The 19,455-nt window shown below is 34.6% G+C and carries 18 protein-coding genes; 14 read left to right on the top strand and 4 right to left on the bottom strand.

Features of this window, described 5'->3' with window-relative positions:
• Window positions 1-207: 207 nt before the first annotated feature.
• On the top strand, window positions 208-909 hold the full coding sequence (locus tag ACNDLV_RS06700; RefSeq protein WP_006587324.1) for a YSIRK-type signal peptide-containing protein: 702 nt from the start codon (window positions 208-210) through the stop codon (window positions 907-909).
• Window positions 910-957: 48 nt separating this feature from the next.
• Window positions 958-2,229 carry an SLAP domain-containing protein gene (locus ACNDLV_RS06695; RefSeq protein ID WP_006587323.1) on the top strand — a complete coding sequence of 424 codons (1,272 nt, stop codon included), beginning with the start codon at window positions 958-960 and terminating at the stop codon, window positions 2,227-2,229.
• Window positions 2,230-2,257: 28 nt separating this feature from the next.
• On the opposite strand, the gene ACNDLV_RS06690 is transcribed toward ACNDLV_RS06695, so the two are convergent.
• On the bottom strand, window positions 2,258-2,437 hold the full coding sequence (locus tag ACNDLV_RS06690) for a hypothetical protein (protein ID WP_034530260.1): 180 nt from the start codon (window positions 2,435-2,437) through the stop codon (window positions 2,258-2,260).
• A gap of 13 nt (window positions 2,438-2,450) precedes the next feature.
• Here ACNDLV_RS06690 and ACNDLV_RS06685 point away from each other — a divergent pair, with 13 nt between their 5' ends.
• The 4 genes from ACNDLV_RS06685 to ACNDLV_RS06670 all read left to right on the top strand — a co-directional run bounded on the left by ACNDLV_RS06685 (window position 2,451) and on the right by ACNDLV_RS06670 (window position 9,376).
• Window positions 2,451-2,888, top strand: coding sequence for an SLAP domain-containing protein (locus ACNDLV_RS06685; RefSeq protein ID WP_006587322.1), 438 nt, complete (start codon window positions 2,451-2,453; stop codon window positions 2,886-2,888).
• Window positions 2,889-3,086: 198 nt separating this feature from the next.
• On the top strand, window positions 3,087-6,674 hold the full coding sequence (locus ACNDLV_RS06680) for an LPXTG cell wall anchor domain-containing protein (RefSeq protein WP_006587321.1): 3,588 nt from the start codon (window positions 3,087-3,089) through the stop codon (window positions 6,672-6,674).
• 37 nt (window positions 6,675-6,711) lie between these two features.
• The gene (locus ACNDLV_RS06675; protein WP_006586752.1) at window positions 6,712-7,773 is read left to right on the top strand and encodes a hypothetical protein; all 1,062 of its coding nucleotides are present in this window, start codon (window positions 6,712-6,714) and stop codon (window positions 7,771-7,773) included.
• A 232-nt stretch (window positions 7,774-8,005) separates the two neighbouring features.
• On the top strand, window positions 8,006-9,376 hold the full coding sequence (locus tag ACNDLV_RS06670) for an FAD-dependent oxidoreductase (protein ID WP_006586751.1): 1,371 nt from the start codon (window positions 8,006-8,008) through the stop codon (window positions 9,374-9,376).
• A 1,049-nt stretch (window positions 9,377-10,425) separates the two neighbouring features.
• Here the strand turns inward: ACNDLV_RS06670 and ACNDLV_RS06665 are convergent.
• On the bottom strand, window positions 10,426-11,331 hold the full coding sequence (locus tag ACNDLV_RS06665) for a YitT family protein (protein ID WP_006586750.1): 906 nt from the start codon (window positions 11,329-11,331) through the stop codon (window positions 10,426-10,428).
• 85 nt (window positions 11,332-11,416) lie between these two features.
• Between ACNDLV_RS06665 and ACNDLV_RS06660 the strand changes: the two genes are divergently transcribed.
• Together ACNDLV_RS06660 and ACNDLV_RS06655 are read left to right on the top strand one after the other, a co-directional pair.
• A complete protein-coding gene (locus ACNDLV_RS06660) occupies window positions 11,417-12,607 on the top strand; it encodes a CCA tRNA nucleotidyltransferase (RefSeq protein ID WP_006586749.1) in 1,191 nt (396 codons plus the stop codon).
• A gap of 223 nt (window positions 12,608-12,830) precedes the next feature.
• On the top strand, window positions 12,831-13,313 hold the full coding sequence (locus ACNDLV_RS06655; protein WP_006586748.1) for a type III toxin-antitoxin system ToxN/AbiQ family toxin: 483 nt from the start codon (window positions 12,831-12,833) through the stop codon (window positions 13,311-13,313).
• 63 nt (window positions 13,314-13,376) lie between these two features.
• Here the strand turns inward: ACNDLV_RS06655 and trhA are convergent, their stop codons facing one another.
• Window positions 13,377-14,042: a PAQR family membrane homeostasis protein TrhA gene (gene trhA, locus ACNDLV_RS06650; protein ID WP_006586747.1), complete on the bottom strand. Its 666-nt coding sequence runs from the start codon at window positions 14,040-14,042 to the stop codon at window positions 13,377-13,379.
• 148 nt (window positions 14,043-14,190) lie between these two features.
• On the opposite strand from trhA, the gene ACNDLV_RS06645 reads away from it, so the two are divergent.
• The 6 genes from ACNDLV_RS06645 (at window position 14,191) to rnhB (ending at window position 18,723) form a co-directional block, all read left to right on the top strand.
• Entirely contained in the window at window positions 14,191-15,033 is an 843-nt protein-coding gene (locus tag ACNDLV_RS06645; RefSeq protein ID WP_006586746.1) for a DegV family protein, read from the top strand.
• 107 nt (window positions 15,034-15,140) lie between these two features.
• Window positions 15,141-15,365, top strand: coding sequence for a YozE family protein (locus tag ACNDLV_RS06640; RefSeq protein ID WP_006584767.1), 225 nt, complete (start codon window positions 15,141-15,143; stop codon window positions 15,363-15,365).
• 46 nt (window positions 15,366-15,411) lie between these two features.
• Window positions 15,412-16,161: a cation:proton antiporter domain-containing protein gene (locus ACNDLV_RS06635; RefSeq protein WP_034530257.1), complete on the top strand. Its 750-nt coding sequence runs from the start codon at window positions 15,412-15,414 to the stop codon at window positions 16,159-16,161.
• Window positions 16,116-17,006, top strand: coding sequence for a cation:proton antiporter domain-containing protein (locus ACNDLV_RS06630; RefSeq protein ID WP_308444501.1), 891 nt, complete (start codon window positions 16,116-16,118; stop codon window positions 17,004-17,006). Before ACNDLV_RS06635 ends, ACNDLV_RS06630 begins: the two co-directional genes overlap by 46 nt.
• Window positions 17,007-17,125: 119 nt before the next feature.
• The gene (ylqF, locus tag ACNDLV_RS06625; RefSeq protein ID WP_006587319.1) at window positions 17,126-17,968 is read left to right on the top strand and encodes a ribosome biogenesis GTPase YlqF; all 843 of its coding nucleotides are present in this window, start codon (window positions 17,126-17,128) and stop codon (window positions 17,966-17,968) included.
• Window positions 17,965-18,723, top strand: coding sequence for a ribonuclease HII (gene rnhB, locus ACNDLV_RS06620; protein ID WP_006586742.1), 759 nt, complete (start codon window positions 17,965-17,967; stop codon window positions 18,721-18,723). Before ylqF ends, rnhB begins: the two co-directional genes overlap by 4 nt.
• Before the next feature lie 46 nt (window positions 18,724-18,769).
• On the opposite strand, the gene ACNDLV_RS06615 is transcribed toward rnhB, so the two are convergent.
• A complete protein-coding gene (locus ACNDLV_RS06615; RefSeq protein WP_006586741.1) occupies window positions 18,770-19,198 on the bottom strand; it encodes a GNAT family N-acetyltransferase in 429 nt (142 codons plus the stop codon).
• Window positions 19,199-19,455: the final 257 nt, after the last annotated feature.

Here is a 19,455-nt window from a genome sequence, read left to right as displayed (position 1 = left end):
AAAAAATAATTATTATCACAAATTGAAATCAATTAGAATTGCTGATATATAAATAATCTTTAATATATATTGTGAAAATATATTGCGGGCATGTGCGTATATAATTTTAAAATAATTTATATATATACTTGAAATATTTTCGGGGGGGTAAAATAGGCCTTGTCTACTAGGTAGATTGAAATTGTTATTCTTGGAGGAGAATAAATTATGGCACATAAACATATTGAACAAAGTGTAAAAGAATGCCAACGTTTCAGTATTCGGAAGTTAAGCATTGGGGCCGCTTCTGTATTGCTAGCAACGGTTGCATTCATGAGCACAGGGGTAAGTAGTCAAGTTCATGCTGCTGAAACAAGTGAAGCAGCTACTACGCAAGCAAGTTCTGATGCCAAGCTTAGCGACGCAAAGACTAAGTTGCAAGCTGCATTAGATTCAGCAAAAGCTTTGAAGGTAACAGATGAACAAAAGAAGCAAGCAGGATTAGATAAGGCAATCACAGATGCTGAAGCTGCTGTTAAGGGGAGCGACATTAACGTCGTTAACACAAAGCTTGATGAATTGAACAAAGCTGTTGATGTAGTGAAAGCTGAAATGGCAAAAGCCACAACAACTAAGGCAGACACTTCAACAGCTAAAGCAGACAAGGAAACCTCTACTAGCTCAAGTACTTCAACTAGTGCAAGTGAAAGCAAGACATCTGCAAGTGAATCAACTAGTTCTAGCGCAGCCAAAGCTACAAGTGATAAGAGCAAGGAGAGCTCATCAACTGAAGCTAAGGACGAAAAGTCTTCAGAATCTGAAGAATATCCAGGACCCGATGATTTACCTAAGGGTTATCATTTTATGGCTGTTTTTGTTAAAGATAAGGATTCTGGGCAATTTGTTTTTTATAGTAACTCGTCAGATTGAAGTACAAAAGAAGAAATTGCTTTAAAAGATTTTGGTACAGAACCAGGAATGATATACGGTATAAATTACCTTAAAACATATCTAAATTATCTAGGTTATAATCTTGATGACAGCCCAGAAAACAAACATGTTTTAGAAACGTCAATTTTTGGTAAAACTGATTCTGCAGAATTAACTGCTTCAAAAATGTCGAGTGATGAGCTTAAAAATAAAAAACTTATAACTGTTAAGTTTGTTGATGAAAATGATAAAACACCTATCACTAAGCCACTAAAAATTTACGTTGATAAGGATGCAAAATCTATTTCAGGATCTGTTGTTGATGTAATTAATGAACATTATCTTTTACCTATGTTTCTTACTGCTCAAGATGAGGGGCTAAAGATTCCTATTTCAACTCATATGCCAATTTCAAATGAATCCAATCGTACTGGAGGAAAAGGGGCTGCAATCAGTGCGGATGGTGTAGTTACTTTGCACCAATCTGGTGGAATGGTAGTAGAGAAAAAAGACCACAAAAAGACAGAAGCTAAAGAAAATCAGCCTGAAAAACCTAAAAAGATTTCTAAAGAAGAATCCTTTGCTGGTATTGCATATGTTCCGGAATTTGCCTTTAATCCTTTTTGGAAACTTCCATTGGTAGATGGTGAAGGAAATTATACTGGTAAGAATATTGCTACTAATTCTAATTGGAAGATTTTAGCAAAGAAGACTATTGATGGTGAAGTCTACTACCGCCTAGGGACAGACAAACAATGGATTTCAGCTGATTATGTAACAGTAAAGTCAGCTGATCAAGCCAAGACTGAAACTCCTGCCAAAACAGAAACTAAAGAAACTCCTGCAAAAGAAGCTGCATCACAAACTAAGGACAGCAAAGAAGTCGCATACACTGGTGTAGTATACGCCCCAGTAATTAACAACAATCGTGGGTGGAAGATTGCTTTATTAGATGGCGAAGGCAACTACACTGGTCAATTCATCTCAACTGATTCCAACTGGAAGATCTTCGCTAAGAAGACAATGAATGGTGAAGATTACTACCGCTTAGGTACAGATAAGCAATGGGTTCCAGCTAAGTTCGTAACTGTAAAGTCAGCTCAACCAGTTAAGACTGAAACTCCTGCAAAGACAGAAACTAAAGAAACACCAGCAAAGGAAACTGCAACTCAAACTAAGGATAGTAAAGAAGAAGCAGTATCAGGTGTTGCATATGCTCCTGTAATTAACAACAACGCTGGCTGGATGATTGCGTTACTTGATGGCGAAGGCAATTACACTGGCAAATACATCCCAACCACAGTAACTGGAAGGTATTAGCTAAGAAGACTGTTAATGGTGAAGATTACTACCGTTTAGGTACAGATAAACAATGGGTTCCAGGTAAGTTCTTAGAAGTTAAATTAACTGAATCTGCTAAGTCAACAACTCCTACAAAGACTGAAAGCAAAGAAACACCAGCAACCCAAACCACTGCAGCTAAAGAAGAAGCAGTATCAGGTGTTGCATACGCCCCAGTAATTAACAATAACCCTGGTTGGATGATTGCATTACTTGATGGTGAAGGCAACTACACTGGTAAGTACATCCCAACCAACAGTAACTGGAAAGTATATGCTAAGAAGACTATTAACGGTACAACATACTACCGTTTGGGTACTGACAAGCAATGGGTTCCAGAAAGATTCTTACAATTCAAGGCAAGCGAAACTGCCAAAACAGTAGCTCCAACTAAGAGTGAAACTCCTTCAAGTACAGAAGAAGCTATTTCAGGAATTGCCCACGCCCCAGTAATTAACAACAATCCAGGCTGGATGATTGCCTTACTTGATGGTGAAGGCAATTACACTGGCAAATACATTTCAACTAATAGTAACTGGAAAGTATTTGCCAGAAAGACCATTAACGGTAGAACTTACTATCGTTTAGGTACCGATCAACAATGGGCACCTGCTAGTTATTTAAATCTTATTAAATAATTGATGCCCAAATATCTTACATTTTTCAAACTACAAAAACTTATATACTTATTCTTTCTTTAAACGTAGAAAAGGTCTTCAACTGGAATGGAGTTCTGGTTCTAGGCCTTTTCTTGCCAACAAGGCTCACATAGTGCAAAGTATTTAAATTTAACTATTAGGGGAAAATAGTTTATCAATTCTTTTGGAGGAAATATTATGAAGACAAATAAATTGATTACTTCAGCAACTATTGCAGTAGCTCTACTTATGGCTTCTAAAACCACTACTGTAAAAGCTGATGTGAAAACTACTGATAATAATGAAACTCAAACTAAGTCTACCTCATCTGTTGATACAGCTACTGCTAATGTCAACTTAGCACAAGCTAATGAAAAACTTGCTCAAGCAAGCGCAGATACAGCCGTCGACAAGGCTAACCAAACTGCTGCAGCTCTTGAAAAAGCAAAAGCTGCTAATGATGAAGCTAACAAGCAAGACGCTGAAGATAATGCAACTATTAAAGAAGCACCTGATAAGATTACTTCAGCTAAGAGTGAATTAGCTAAGGCAGAAGAAACAAAAGCAGCTGAATCTGCTAAAACTCCTGAATTAACTCAAAATGCTGATGAGCTCAAGGAACGACTTAATAAAGCTCAAGCAGAAGACGACAAAGCAAATGCTCAATTTGATAAAACATGGGCTAACTTGAGAAGTAAGCAAGCAGCTTATGATACGAGTTACCAAGAAAAAGCTGACAAGGCTCAAGAAACTGCTGATGCTGCTCAAAAAGCTGCTGAAGAGGCAACTGGCGTTGTCAACACTAAAAAGCAAGCTGTTTCCCAAGCTCAAGCAGGTGTGGATGCTGCTCAAACTAAGGTGAACGAAGCAAATGCTGAACTTGAAAAGTCAAATCAAGCTCAAAAAGATGCTGAAGCTAAACTTGCTAGTGCTAAAGCTGCAGTAGCCACCGCTCAAGCAGAAAATGACAAGGCGCAAGCTGCTGTCAAAACTGCTCAAGCTGGCACTCAAACTGCCCAAGCTGCACTTGATCAAGCTAAGTCTGACAAGACTGCTAAGGATGACGCTGTAAGTGCTGCTCAACAAGCTTTTGATGATGCTCAAAAAGCAGCTGAAGAAGCTACAAATCGCGCTAGTGACGCTGCTAAGAAATTAGCTGAAGCAAATGATGCTGTGGCCACTGCTCAAACAAATTTTGATAATGCCCAAGCTGCCGTTAACGATTTACAATCTAAGCTTCAAGCAGCTAAAACCGACTTAGAAACTGCTAAGATGCGTTACTACGAAGCAAGTCGCTACTTTGAAAATACCTTAACTTTGTCTGATGAACAAGTTAATGTTATTAAGAAGTACACTCAATTAGCCCAAGCTAGCGATGACCCACTGGCATATGCTGTTAAGGCAGTGAATAGTGATCAATTCAAGTCTGACATGGTACCAGCTATTCATATTTCTCGTAATATGAATGATTACAAGTCGAATGACTATGACAAGTTGCGCATTGTTAATGTGATGAACTTGACTCACGAACAAAAACTTGAACTTGCACAATTTGCAGCTGATTTACTTAACCAAGTTCGTGCTCAAGTTGGCTCTAAGCCAGTGACTGTCAGTGAAACCTTTATGGAAGCTGCTGATAAAATTGCAGCTGGTTATACCGCTGATCACCGTATTATTTCTGACGACAAAGGTCATGATGTTCCAGTTATCACTTCTGTTATGGGGCAATACGGATTTAAAGATGGTGGCCAATATTATGAAGATATGACTAATTGGTATCTTGGTGATCAACCTAAGTCTGATGAACAAGGTAATTTTTATCCTTTATCAGATGATGAATATGAGAAATACAATAAGTATGAAGACGGACAGTGGGTATTCACAGGTAATTATAATATAAGCATGGATTCACTTAAATCTTATGTCTACTATAATATTTTAGAGTTAGTCATGACACCCGATGAATGGCATCATATGTCTGATTTACTTGGTGTTCTTTATCAAACTGATCATGCTAATTCTGAATATTTCGGTATAAGCTTTAACAATCTTGGTACTGCTGAAGTTTCTACGCACGTTATTACAGCTCCTAACAGCTACTTAGAACATCCAGAAATGTTCCAAGCTAAGCTTGTTTCACCAATTGATAAGGCTCAAGCTAAACGTGACGCCGCCGCTGCTAATGAAGATATCAATAATGAAACAGCCAAGGTAACTGATCTTAATGCTCAATTAACAGTTGCTAACGATAAGATGAAAGCCTTAACTAGTGCCTTAACCGCTGCTCAAGCCGTTGCTCAAAAGTCTAGCGATGATAAGGCTAATGCTGATCAAGCTACAAACGCTGCAAAATCTGCAATGGAGACTGCTAATGATAACTTAAATGCTGCTAAGGCTAGTCAAAGTGAAGCTGGCGACCATTTAACTGCTGCACAAACTGTTTTAGACAATGCTCAAAGAAGTTTAAGTGGCGCTGTAACAACTGCCAATGACGCTGCACGCACTTTGTCAGAAGCTGAAAAGACTGCTGCTGAAAGTGAAACTAATGCAAAGTCAGCTCAAACGCAAGCTCAAAAAGCAAGCAAAGCTCAAGCTGATGCACAAACTGCCTTAACTACTGCTCAAAAGACTTTAGATCATGCAAATGACGAAATGGCTACTGCAAACGCCGCTTTAACCGCTGCTAACGCTAAATTAGCTGATGCTAGTCGCACGCTAAATGATGCCAAGACTGCCTTAGCTAACTACGACGCAAAGCATGCACAAGACAAAGTGGCTTTAAAAGAGGCACAAGATGCACATCAAGCTTCTATTCAAGCTTCAGCAATAACGGGATTTGCTTTAAATGCAGCAAGACAATTCTTTGAACAGGCAGATACAGCTTTGACAGCTAATAAGAAAGTTGTTGCTAAAGCTCAAGCTACAATTGACAATATGAATGCTCAAATCAATGCGGTTAATAAGGCTGTTAGTGACGCTAAGGCTCGCCTTGAAAGCAATAAGAGTGTTCACGATGCATATGCTATTGCAACTGTTAACAATCAAGATGCTCAAAAGGCTTTAGAAAAAGCTCAAGCTGATTTAGCTGCTGCTAAACAAGTTTTAGCCGAAGCTCAAGCTAAACTTACTGAAGCAAAGAAGTCAGAAGAAGCTAAGAAAGCTGAAGAAGCTAAGCCATCAGAAGATAGCAAGAAGTCAGAAGAAGCTAAGCCATCAGAAGATAGCAAGAAGTCAGACGACACTAAGTCATCAGAAGACAGCAAGAAGTCAGACGACACTAAGCCATCAGAAGACAGCAAGAAGTCAGAAGAAGCTAAGCCTTCAGAAGATAGCAAGAAGTCAGAAGAAGCTAAGCCATCAGAAGATAGCAAGAAGTCAGAAGAAGCTAAGCCTTCAGAAGATGCAAAGAAGTCAGACGACACTAAGCCATCAGAAGATAGCAAGAAGTCAGACGACACTAAGTCATCAGAAGATGCAAAGAAGTCAGAAGAAGTTAAAGCAACAGAAGAACCAGCAGATATTAAGGCTCCAGAAGTTAAGCCAGTCGTAATTGCACCTGCTCAAGAAGTTATAACCAGTCAAAAGAAGGTTGCTGTTTCAACTGATAAATTAACTTCAGCTGCTTTAACACAAAGAACTGTTAAGATGCCAATTAAATCACGTGTTGAAGAACACTATGGTAAGCAATTACCACAAACTGGCGATAACGAAAATGTTCTTGCTGCTATGGGTTCAATCTTAGCTGGTTTAGGTATGTTTGTAGGATTTAAACGCAAGAAGAATTAATTTTTGGGGAATAACAATCATTAGGGAGATATATGCAATGGATATGAATAAAGGAAATGTTTTACCTGAAGGAAATGATTTGCTAAATGGTCTTTTTCAAGTTCAAGATTATTTAAATAAGATAAATGATCGAGTTACTAATGTTATGAACTTAGAAAAGGATCGGATTGAATTACAACAAAGTAATTTAAAGAAAAAAATTACAACTGAAGAGATTACTTCGGACATGGGAAAGTTGATGCAAGTATTTTTGGTTTGTCTCTTTTTTGGTTATGTTTTTACTTCATTTGTTTATCCAATGGTTAATCCGAAAACTACTTGGAGCGGTGTATTTTGGGGAATAGTAATAGGTGCTGTATCAATTGGAATACCACTAGTTCTACTTCAAGATAAATATAAAAACAAATTTAAAAAGACTAAAATTGGCTTTTTGATTTTTGATTTTTTATTTGAATTTGCATTATTCTTTTCTTATCCCAATGTTTTAATTTGGGTAGTAGCTATTTTGGGGCATTTTGTTGGACTTATTGTTGTTTATCTATATTGCAATAATTACAATAGTAAAGTTGCCTCAGAAAATGCTAAGTTGACTGCACAAGATGAAGACCATAATCAAGCTGCTCGAGCTCGCAATGCTAAGATTGATCAACAATGTGCAATTCTTTCAACAGAAATTACTGCAATTAAGAATGAAATGCAAGAAAAGACAGCTTCTTGGTATCCAGTTGATTATTATTCATTAGATTCTGTTGCTCACTTTATTAGTATTTTGAAAAATCACGAAGCTGAAAATATTAAAGAAATGGTTAAAGTCTTCAAGGAAGATGCATATCGCGACAATGTTTTGAACGATCAAATGGTTATGAAGCAACAATTAGATGATTCATTAGCTGCTCAAAGAGAAAACTTACAAAACCAACAATTGTTAGCTCAAAGACAACAAGAAATGGTTCAATTACAAAAGAAATCTAACATGATTCAAATGGCTAATGCAATTGCTTCAATGGTTACTGCTAGAAACACTTCACAACTTAAGGATAGTGCTAAAAATATTGCAGATAACACCAAGAAGATCGTAGATAATACTACTTGGTATTAATAAGTGAAAAGATTGGAAGTTCGTACTTCCAATCTTTTTTGTTATTTCATAAGAGCTAATCAACTAGCTTAATAAATGCATAATAAGCAGCAAAATACAACCAAATAATTTGTTGCAATTTTATAAGCAGATTCTTTGGTATAAAAACTTCAAAGTCCTAAACTTGAATTGTAATTCGAATAGTAGTGAATTACGGGTAGATTTTAAGCAACTGAATTAGGAGGTTGTATTTATGCAAGAAAAAATTGTAATTATTGGCGCATCTCATGGTGGCCATGAAGCAGCAATTGAACTATTAGATAAGTATCAAGGCTTAGATGTAACTATTTATGAAGCAGGGGACTTTGTTTCATTTATGTCATGTGGGATGAAGTTGTTCTTAGAGCAGAAAACAACAGGAATCAACGATGTACGAAATTTTGCTCCTGAAGATTTAGAAGCAAGGGGAGGAAAAGTAGTTTCAGGTCATGAAGTAGTGGAAGTAAATCCCCAATCTAAACAAATTACTGTTAAAAATATAAAAAATGGTGAATTAGAACAGGTCCACTATGATAAGCTAATAATTTCGTCTGGTGTAAATGCAGCCAATCTTCCAGTTCCGGGTAATGATCTAGCAAATATTTATTTGATGCGAGGTTATGAAGCTGCTCAAAAAATTGATGCAGCTAAAAATAATCCTAATATTAAGAATGTAGTTGTAATTGGTGCAGGCAATGGTATTAATGCTGTTGAAGTAATGGAAAAGTATGGCAAGAATGTTACCTTGATTGATGCAGGGAAACGCCCACTTGAAAATTATCTTCCAGAGGAATTTACTAACGTTTTTGCTTCTGAAATGGAAAAACATCATGTCAATTTAATGATGGAAACTAAGGTTGAAAGTTTTACTGGTGAAAATGGTCAGGTAAGCAAAGTGGTAACTGATAAAGGTGAAGTTGCGGCAGATTTGGTTATTATTGCGGCTGGCATAAAACCTGCGACTGACTACTTAGATGGTGCAATTGAATTAAACAAGATGGGCTATATTCAAGTAGATGATTACTTTAGAACTAGTGCAGCTGATGTTTATGCAATTGGTGATGCAATCTGGCCATTTTCAATTCCGGCTAATACATATGCACCTAATCCATCTGCAGTTGCTGCACGGCATGAAGCTCAATACTTAGTTGATCATTTGTTTGAAGCTAAGCCAAGCAGACCATTTCCTGGTTTAGTAGGTGCTCAAGTGCTTGAAGTTTTCGATGCTCATGCAGCAATTACTGGGCTTAATTTACGAGCAATGAATTTCTTGAAAATTGATGCCAAAATTAGTATTTATAAGGATAGAATTAGACCAGCTTATATTCCTGAAGATCATAATACTAAAGTTTTGACTTACTTAATTTATAATAAAGCAAGTCATCAAATTTTAGGTGGTGGTGTTTTAGGTGGGCCAGCGCAAGTTCCACTAACAAATGTTTTAAGTTTGGCTATTAGACAAAAGTTAACTCTTGAAGACTTAGTTGAACAAGACTTTTTCTTCTCACCAAGTTATGACCGACAATGGAATTTGTTGAACCTAGCTGCGAAAGATGCTTTGGAATATAAGCGCTTTGATAGATAATCCAAAAAGAAAAGGTTTGGAATATCAAACTTTTTAGTGTATAATCTGTAAATGAAAAGAAGTGAGCGAGATGCGACCTCGCCCACTTCAATCGTAACTTTGAACGACTGGTTTTGTTAGCTAATCTTTATGATTAGCTTTTTTTGTTATCTCATAAGCGATTGCTAAACGAATGGCAAAGATGCCACAAGCATTTAAGACAAGACTTATTGCGATAGCATAAGCTAAAATCAACTAGCTTTACAACTCCAGTCTATCCAATTTAGCATGACTCTCACCTCCGTAACTTTTAAGTTGTGTGAGGGGTGTGTAGCCGCTAAAGTTACTAAATTTTGGTATTAGCTTTATACCAAAATCTAGAATAATAATATCAAAATACTTTTTATTTTGGAATACATTTCTATAAGGGAAAATGCTTGGCAATCTTTGGCAGAGTAGATAAATATCTTCCTAGTCAGAAATCGTATTAAGCATATGTTTATGCAAGAATATAATTATCTAAAGTATTTAGAAAATATCTAACTGTAATGTATAAAAAGACAGTTAGTATCTCTTGAGTTATAATTATGAAAAAATATAACAAGCAGTGAATAAGAATACATAAGATTTAAAAATATTTGGAATACCAAACTTTTTAGTGTATAATCTGTAAATGAAAAGAGGCCGATGAGCTCTTACCTCATTGACCTCAATCGTAACTTTGAACGACTAGGTTGTTTAGCTAATCTTTATGATTAGCTTTTTTTGTTATCACATAAGCGATTGCTAAACGAATGGCAAAGATGCCACAGGCATTTAAGACAAGGCTTATTGCGATAGCATAAGCTAAAATCAATTAGCTTTACAACTCCAGTCTATCCAATTTAGCATGGCTCTCACCTCCGTAACTTTTAAGTTGTGTGAGGGGTGTGTAGCCGCTAAAGTTACTAAATCTTGGTATTAGCTTTATACCAAAATCTAGAATAATAATATCAAAATACTTTTTATTTTGGAATATTTAGTTTCCAAAAATAAAAGAGGGTGTTTTTCAACATCCTCTTTATTTAATTCTATCGCCTGATAAAAAAGTTTCGCTTCTTTCGGTTATAGCTCATTCCTTCTCCTAAAGCTTCATTAGCATCAAAAATTGTCATAAATGCTTTAGGATCTTCTCTTAAAACAATTGCCTTAACTGCTTGAATTTCATAATTGGCAACAATGCAGTAGATAATATGTTTTTGACTGCGATCATAGCCCCCTTCACCATTTAAAAAGCTATAGCCACGATCTAACTCTAAATCAATCATCTTCGCAATTTCTTCATATTTATCAGATATAATAAAGACCGCTTTTGCCTTGTTACCACCTTGTTGCACGATATCTATCAAAGTAGTAGCAATATAACTGGCAATTAAAGTGTACATAATATGGCGAATATCAATATATGAAAGTGAAAGAACTAGCACGATTACGTCAATTATGAAAAATGTTTTTCCGCTTTTAATATCTTTTTCTTGTTGTAAAATACGAGCGATTATATCAGAGCCACCAGTTGTGCCATTATACCGAAAGACAATTCCTAATCCTAGACCAGAAAGTAGTCCAGCGGAAATTGCTGCCAATAATAGGTCGTGCTCTAAATTCAATTGGTTTATAATAGGTATTAGACGCCAAAAATTTAAGAAAAAGGATAAGCAAATTGTCCCCCATAAAGTTTCAATCATGAGTTTTTTGCCTAAAAAGCGAAAACCAATTAGAATTAAAGGGATGTTTAAAATAAGTGTGCTGAATCCTAGGTTTACTTTCCACCAATGGAATAGTAATAAGGAAATACCACTTAAACCTCCATCAGTTAACTGATTGGGAATACTAATCATATTAATGCTTAGTCCATAGATGGCGGAGCCAAGTGCAATCATTATAAGTTCAATGATAAAACTAGGCGTAATTTTAAATTTGAGATTAGTTACTTTCATTATGATACCCTCCGTAATGTATTGCACTTTTTATTTTAACAAACTTTGATAACAAAATTAAAATGAGAAATGATGATTTTAAGATATGAAAATTAATTCTTTACCTGAAATATTTATGAAAGCCTTGCCAGTTGTGCAAACTTTAACACAAGCTGGCTATGAGGCTTACTTTGTTGGTGGAAGTGTTCGAGATTTGTTACTGAATCGTCACATTCACGATGTTGATATTGCAACTAGTGCATATCCAGAAGAAGTTAAGCAACTTTTTGAGAGAAGTATTGATACTGGTATACAACATGGCACTGTAACTGTTTTATACAATGATGATAGTTATGAAATTACGACTTTTAGAACAGAATCAGGCTATCAGGATTATCGACGTCCTGATCATGTCGAATTTGTTCAAAATCTAGAAGAAGATTTGAAACGACGTGATTTTACCATTAATGCCTTGGCAATGGATGAATATGGCAATATTCATGACTTGTTTAATGGATTAGATGATTTAAATCAGGGTCTGATTAAAGCTGTAGGAGATCCAGAAAAGCGTTTTAATGAAGATGCTTTACGAATGATGCGGGCAGTTCGATTCATGAGTCAGTTGAAGTTCTCTCTAGAAGAAAAGACTAGACAAGCAATTTGTGACCATCATGAATTATTAAGTAAGATTTCTGTTGAACGTATTCGAGAAGAATTCGTTAAGATGTGTGTGGGACCACATGCTAGAAGTGCATTTCAGGTCTTTTTAGATACACAACTAAGCGAAGAAGTACCAGATTTTCGCGGAAAAAAAGAGCAACTATCAGTTTTCCCAAGTTTAACTTTTTCGCCATCAACTGAAGCGAGTGTTTGGGCAATTATTGCAATTTTATTGAAGTTGCCAAATGAACAAATTCCTGCATTTATGAGAGATTGGAAGAATTCCAATCAGATGGCTCGGAATGTTGAAGAAATTGTATTTTTCTTTGACTTATTATCAGATCACAGTCCGTCTGATTATGAACTATTCCTTGCAGGACAAGATACAGTTATGTCTGCTTGTGATGTAGCTAGAATTTTGGGGCAGCCAGTCAATAGTGAAGCAATGATAGACCGTTATGTTGCTCTACCTATTAAAAATAATAAAGAGCTTGTCATTGATGGATCTACCTTAATTGAGTGGGGAATTAAGCCGGGTCCAAGTTTAGGAGAGATGTTAGCGAAAATTACCGAAGCTGTTGTTGATGGCAAAGTAGCTAATGAAGAAGAAGCAATTAAGAATTTTATTGCAGAATAACAAGTTATATATTTGCTATAATTTTTAAAATTTAGTAGAATAAATATGTAAAGAGGAGTGTATCTCAGCTCTAAGTGAGAATTAAAAGAGGAGTGTATCTCAGCTCTAAGTGAGAATTAAAAGAGGAGTGTATCTCAGCTCTAAGTGAGAATTAAAAGAGAGAAGGGTTGCCTATTAGGCAATCTTTTTTTATGCGTATTTTTATAAAAGGGGGGGAAGAATTATGAGCCTAAAATTTTATAAAATTGATTCTGACTATTTATGCCAATTATCAAAAATTGATAAAAATATAAAAATCAATCATGGTAATAATCAGAGACCATATGTTGGAATCATAGTTCAAGAAAATTCTCAAAAATATTTTATACCTATGGGGTCTCCTAAGCCTAAACATAAATACATGAAAAATAATTTAACTTTTTTTAAAATACAACACAATAATAAGTTCTTAGGGGTATTGAATATTAATAATATGCTTCCAGTGAAAAAAGGACTGTATCAAGAAATTATTTTTGATGATGAAAATGAAAAATACAGGTACTTACTTTATAATCAATGGAGAATAATTAATAAATATGAAGATAAAATTATTCATAATTCACACATTTTATATAGATTAATTACAACGGAAAAAGAGAAACATATAAATTTACAAAAATTGTGTCCTGACTTTTTACGATTAGAAGAATTTTGTAAAGGGTTTTAATATCTAAATCAAAAAAGCTGGTAATCATCATTCAAAGAATGAAGTTTACCAGCTATTAACTTATTAAACATAAAATAATACTGAAAAGAACATCAAAATAGAACCAGCTAAAACAAATAAATGCCAAACTGTGTGCATCATTGGTACACCGATCATTGAATAAAAGAGTGCTCCAATTGTGTAACTTATTCCGCCAGCAACTAGTAACCAAAAACCAGTTGTTCCAAGATAACTGTATAACTGCGGAGCTGAAAAAATTACCAGCCAGCCCATTGCAATATACATAATAACTTCAATGATGCTATTTTTGTTTTTTGCTAGTATGTAATATAAAATTCCAAAAACTGTAATTCCCCAAATTATGCCAAAAATTAACCACCCCTTAATACCACCAATTGCAACTAAAGAATATGGAGTATAACAGCCTGCAATTGAAAGAAATATTGAAGAATGATCAAAAATCTGAAATACTTTTCTAGCCTTAGTATAAATTAAGGAATGATAGAGCGTTGAAAATAAATATAAAAAAACCAAACTAGCGCCATAAATACTAAAGGTAACAACTCTTAAAGGTGAATGTGTTGATGCTGCTCGAATGATTAATAATACAAGAGCAGTAACTGCTAAACCAAATCCAATGCCATGAGTTATTGCTGAAAATATATTATCCAAAAGTGGTATAACTTTTGGTTGATGTTGCGGTTTTTGCCAAATTTTTTTAAAATTCATTGTTTGTCCTTTTTATTCATTATTACTATATTAAAGAATTTTTGATTTACTTGTAGTAAACATATGCTTACCTGTATTTCTTACATTATAGTATACCAAAGAAAAATACAAGATATGTTAAAGCCAAAAGGATGGGAAGGCGAAGGTTTTGCCAAAAATTAAAGTTATTACTGATTCATCAGTACAATTAAGTCCAGAAGAAATTGAAAAATATGATATTACTGTCGTACCTCTTTCAATTACGATTGATGATAAGACATATGTTGATGGCGAAGATATTACTCGAAAAGACTTTATCCAAAAAATGGATAGTGCAAATGAATTACCTAAAACTAGTCAACCAGCAATTGGACGCTTTGTAGATGAATTTAAGAAGCTTGCTGCAGATGGTAGTCAAGTTTTGGGGATTTTTATGGCTAAATGCTTGAGCGGTACAGTTGATGCTGCTCGACAAGCTAGTGAATTAGTAGATTTTGATGTAACAATTTTTGATTCAGGTTATACTGACCGGGCAATGGGCTTTGAAGTTTTAGAAGCTGCTAAAATGGCCCAAGCTGATAAAGGACTCGATGAAATTATTGCACGTCTTAAACAAATGCAAGATCAAATGCATCTTGAAATGATGGTGCCTGATTTAACTAATATTATTAAAGGTGGGCGCCTTGGTGCTTTAGCCGGAAGAGTAGCTACTTTGCTTAATATTAGGCTTTTCCTTGAAATGACTACTAATGTCTTAAATATAAAAGCAAAGGGAAGAGGAAAGAAGTTTACTAAGAAATTTAATCAAGATTTGATTGAATTGGTAAAAAATACTCCTAATGTTAAACATCTTGGTATTTCCTACGTTGATACACCAGATGATATGGAAGAATTAGCTAATGAGCTTAAAGAAATTAATCCAGACATGGATATTTTAATTCAAGAAACTAGTCCGATTATTATAACTCACGCTGGGCATGGAGCTTACGCAGTAATGTTTTATTCAGAATAAATTAAATTTAGCTGCAATTACTTTGGTAATTTGCAGTTTTTTGATAACCAATTATATTTATAGTAATATTAAATCAACATATTATTTAATTAAATAAAGGAGCTAACATGGCTTATCGAGAAAGTTTTTATCGATTCTTAATGACACAAAGAAATCCTGATTCACATGATGAAATTGCTGAATTTGCTAATAATGCACAACACGATCAACAATTTCCAAAACAAGAGCAGGATTATGAAAAATTGTCTGATTATTTGGAATTAAATGCTTCATATTTACCAAGTATGACAATTTTTGATCGAGCATATGAATTGTATAAAGATAATATGTAAGGCCAGGATATTCTCCTGGCTTTTTTATTTTAGAAGGTGATGATACGTGGATATTTTAATTTCAACCTTAGTGATTTTGTTTACAACTAATTTGGCGATGGTTTTTCAAAAAGCATATTTCCACAAAATCTCAGTCAATTATGTGGCTTTGTTTTTTGGAATGATACTAGGGTTAGTGCCTTTATTAAATAATTTAGTGGAAGATTTTCAATCTGAAGTTTTTATGGAGCTTATTGTTGCACCATTACTGTTTTTTGAAGGACAAAATACACAGCTTTATTATGTTAAGAGATTTTGGAAATCAATAGTTGGCTTGACAGTAGTCATGATTGTAATAATTGAATTAGTAGCTGGCTTTAGTTTGTATTACTTAACTGGCATGAGTATGGCCTTTTGTTTTTTACTTGCTGCAATTGCTACCCCTACTGATGCCACGGCTGGTGAAAGTGTTACACATGGTCTAAAGGTTCCAAGAAAAGTTGCCTATTATCTTAGAAATGAATCGTTATTTAATGATGCATCTGGTTTGATTTTACTAGCCATGATGGTCAGTTGGTATGTTAATAAGAATTTGGTAATTATTGAATCTGTTGGTCAATTATTCATTTCTGTTGTAGGTGGTATTGTTTTAGGAATTATTAGTTCTTTACTATTAGCAATGATTAGACAAAAAACTATGCAATCTAGTAGTTTAGATAATAGTAATTTCTCTCTGAATACACCTGTTCAAATAGCTTATTTGATGACACCATTTTTGTTGTATTTTTTGCTGAAGAAATCCATGTATCAGGTGTAATTACAGTTGTTGTTGCGGGGTTAGTCCATAATGCAGAACACCAGAGAAGTAAGTTGACCAATCCGCAAATGGTTTTTGTTGGAAATCAATTAAGCAATATTTTTACAGATGTTTTGAATGGCTCTGTCTTTGTAATTTTAGGGCTAGTATTGATTAGACTCTTAGAAGAAGATATTTTTAATGCACAAACAATTATGGCAATTTTAGTTGGGGCATTTTTATATGTAATTAATGTCTTGGTTCGATACTTCTATACTTTTTTAACAGAATTTAGGCACAATCAAAAGCGAGCTTGGACTTTTAGTTTGGGAGGAATTCATGGTGCTGTTACTTTTGCCCTCGCTTATACTTTAACTGAGGAAACTATTAAGTTATCTGATATTCATTTTGCTTTATTGGCAAGTTCTACTTTAATTATTTTAAGTATGGTTGTTCCGACCTTTGTTTTTAGGTTCTTATTGCCAAAAAAAGTAGCGGATCTTGACCAAATTAAGGAAATGCGCAAAGTTAGAAAAAATATGGTTGAGTATGCTATGCTTGAACTGGACAAAATTTATTTACCTGAACCTTTGCGTAGGCAGTTGTTATATGACCTAAAGGCCCAATTAGATGAGGTATCAATGAAGGATTTCTTGAAAGAAATGAATACGACCGTGCGTCGACCAGATTTGAAGCCACATGATCGAGAATTTCGAGATGAAGTTTATCGCTATGCCTTTCGACTAGAGCGCAATTATTTAGGTCAGATTGCCCAGAGTGAACAAAAATATCGTGAAGGTTTTTTAAAATTATATCGTGAGACTTTGATGGCTGAAATTTTATTTTTGGGATCAAAGGAAGATTAAAGCACCATTAGGTGCTTTTTTGTTAAAAGAAAGTGTTAGCTGCAACAACAAATCATGGTATTATAAATACTGACGCCCTTTTTCAGGTATAAAATTATAAAAATGAAAGGATTTTTTACATGGCAATTCAATGGTATCCTGGCCACATGAACAAGGCACGGGTTCAATTAGAAGATAAGTTAAGTTTACTTGATGTGATTGTAGAAGTAGTTGATGCAAGAATTCCTGCTTCATCAAGAAATCCTTTAATTAGTGACATAGTAGGGGATAAGCCCCATATTATTATCTTAAATAAAGCTGATTTAGCTGACCCTAATGAAATTAATAAATGGGAAGCTAAGTTAAAAAGTGACGGAAAGTTCGTCCTCAAGCTAGATGCTCAACACAATACCAATATGGCTCCTTTATTTAAGTTGATTAAGTTAGCAGCTAAAGATCGGATTGATAAGCTGGAAGCTAAAGGGGCCAGCAATCCTACCATTAGAATTTGCTTAGTTGGAATTCCTAACTGTGGTAAATCAACAATCATTAATCGCTTAGTTGGTAGAAATGTCGCTATTGTTGGTGATCGTCCAGGTGTAACCAAAGGGCAAAGTTGGCTTAAAACAAGTGAAAGTGTACAAATTCTTGATACACCTGGTATTCTTTGGCCAAAATTTGAAGATCAAGCTGTTGGCTTTAGGCTAGCTGCTCTTGGCTCAATTAAAGAAAGTGTGTTTCATGCGGATGATGTTGCATTATTTGTAATGGAATACTTGAAAGAAAATTATTTTAAGAGCTTGGTAAAATTTAGTCGTTTATCTGAACAAAGTGTAAATGATTTACCATTGCCTGAGCTATTACTCGCAATGACAGAAAAATATGGTATGCGAGATGATTATGAAAAGATGAGCTTATTCTTGCTTAATCAGTTACGTAAAGGCCGACTAGGTAGAATTAATTTAGAAAAAGTTGAAGCATGAGTATTAAAGAAATAAAAGAAATATTACAAGGTGAGGTTGATTCAGAAACACTGGCACTTTTGCAAAAGGATGAGCGCAAAGGCGTTCAAAAACTCCTTGAAAGCTACAATAAACGACTTGCAAAACTTGCAAAAGCCAAGGCAGCTTTTATGAATCGTTTCCAGTATGAGCAAAAGGCTTGGAAAGCTGGTTCAATTGTTGCTGGTGTTGATGAAGTAGGACGTGGGCCACTTGCTGGCCCCGTTGTAACAGCTGCTGTTATTTTAGATGATAGCTTTGATTTAGTTGAAGTTAATGACTCTAAAAAATTAAGTCCCAAAAAGAGGTTAGAACTTTATCCCCAAATTTTGGATAAAGCAGTTGCAGTCGGAATTGGAGTTGGTAGTCCTGAATTGATTGATAGAATCAACATTTACGAAGCTGATCGTGTGGCAATGGCTCAAGCAGTAAATAACTTAGCTATTAAGCCTGATTTATTGCTTGTAGATGCAATGAATGTACCAGTTGATATTAAACAAATTGAACTAATTAAAGGCGATAGTAAATCTAATTCGATTGCGGCTGCATCAATTATTGCCAAGGTTTTTAGGGATGAATTAATGAATGATTACGCCAAGGTCTATCCTCAATATGATTTTGAGCATAATGCTGGTTATGGGACAGCAAAACATATTGCCGCACTTAAAGAATTTGGTGCAACTCCAATTCATAGACGTAGTTTTTCACCTGTTAGTGAGTATGATTTTAATAAATAAAAAAGGAGCGATTTGCTCCTTTTTACATTTCAAAAATTATGTTAAATTATATTTTCTTTTGCATCATATGATGACTTATACCTGCATCAATAAAAGCATCCCCAACAACTTTAAAGCCCAGTTTTAGATAAAAACCTTGTGCTTGATCTTGGGCTCCTAAAATTAGAGTAGAAATCCCTTTAGCCTGGGCATCATTTTCAATTCTTTTGATTAGTTGTGAATTAAGTCCTTGGCCACGAAAAGTTGCTTTAGTTGCTACTCTTTGGATATGCCATGTTTTATCGTGTTCTTCTTTAACACGAGCGCAACAAACAAGGTTATTATTTATTAAGCCACCATAATAAATAGGTCCCTGTTCATCTTTAAGTTCTAAATTAGCAGGAACATGTTGTTCTTTTATAAAAACTTCTTTTCGTAAGTCTAAAATTTGTTGATAAAGAGTTGATCTAATATCTTTAGTGGTTTGAATTTTCATAGTTTACCTCATGATTTTTAATTATAATATTATTTTAATTGGAATAAAATTAATAAATCAACCAAATAACATTATGTATGATTATTTTATAAAACAAGATAAATATTATATCAAAGATGTAAAAGCTTTCAATTTTGATTAAAGTGAAATTAATTATAATATTTCTTAGTGCGAATAATAATAATTTTTAATAAAAGATGATATAATATTGCTTGAAAGCAATTAACCGATTCGCCTTTAGAAACTGTCAAATTTTT

Source organism: Lactobacillus fornicalis, from assembly GCF_055362665.1.
The sequence above is the reverse complement of the archived record's forward strand: the minus strand, read 5'-3'. Positions and strand labels throughout refer to the sequence as shown.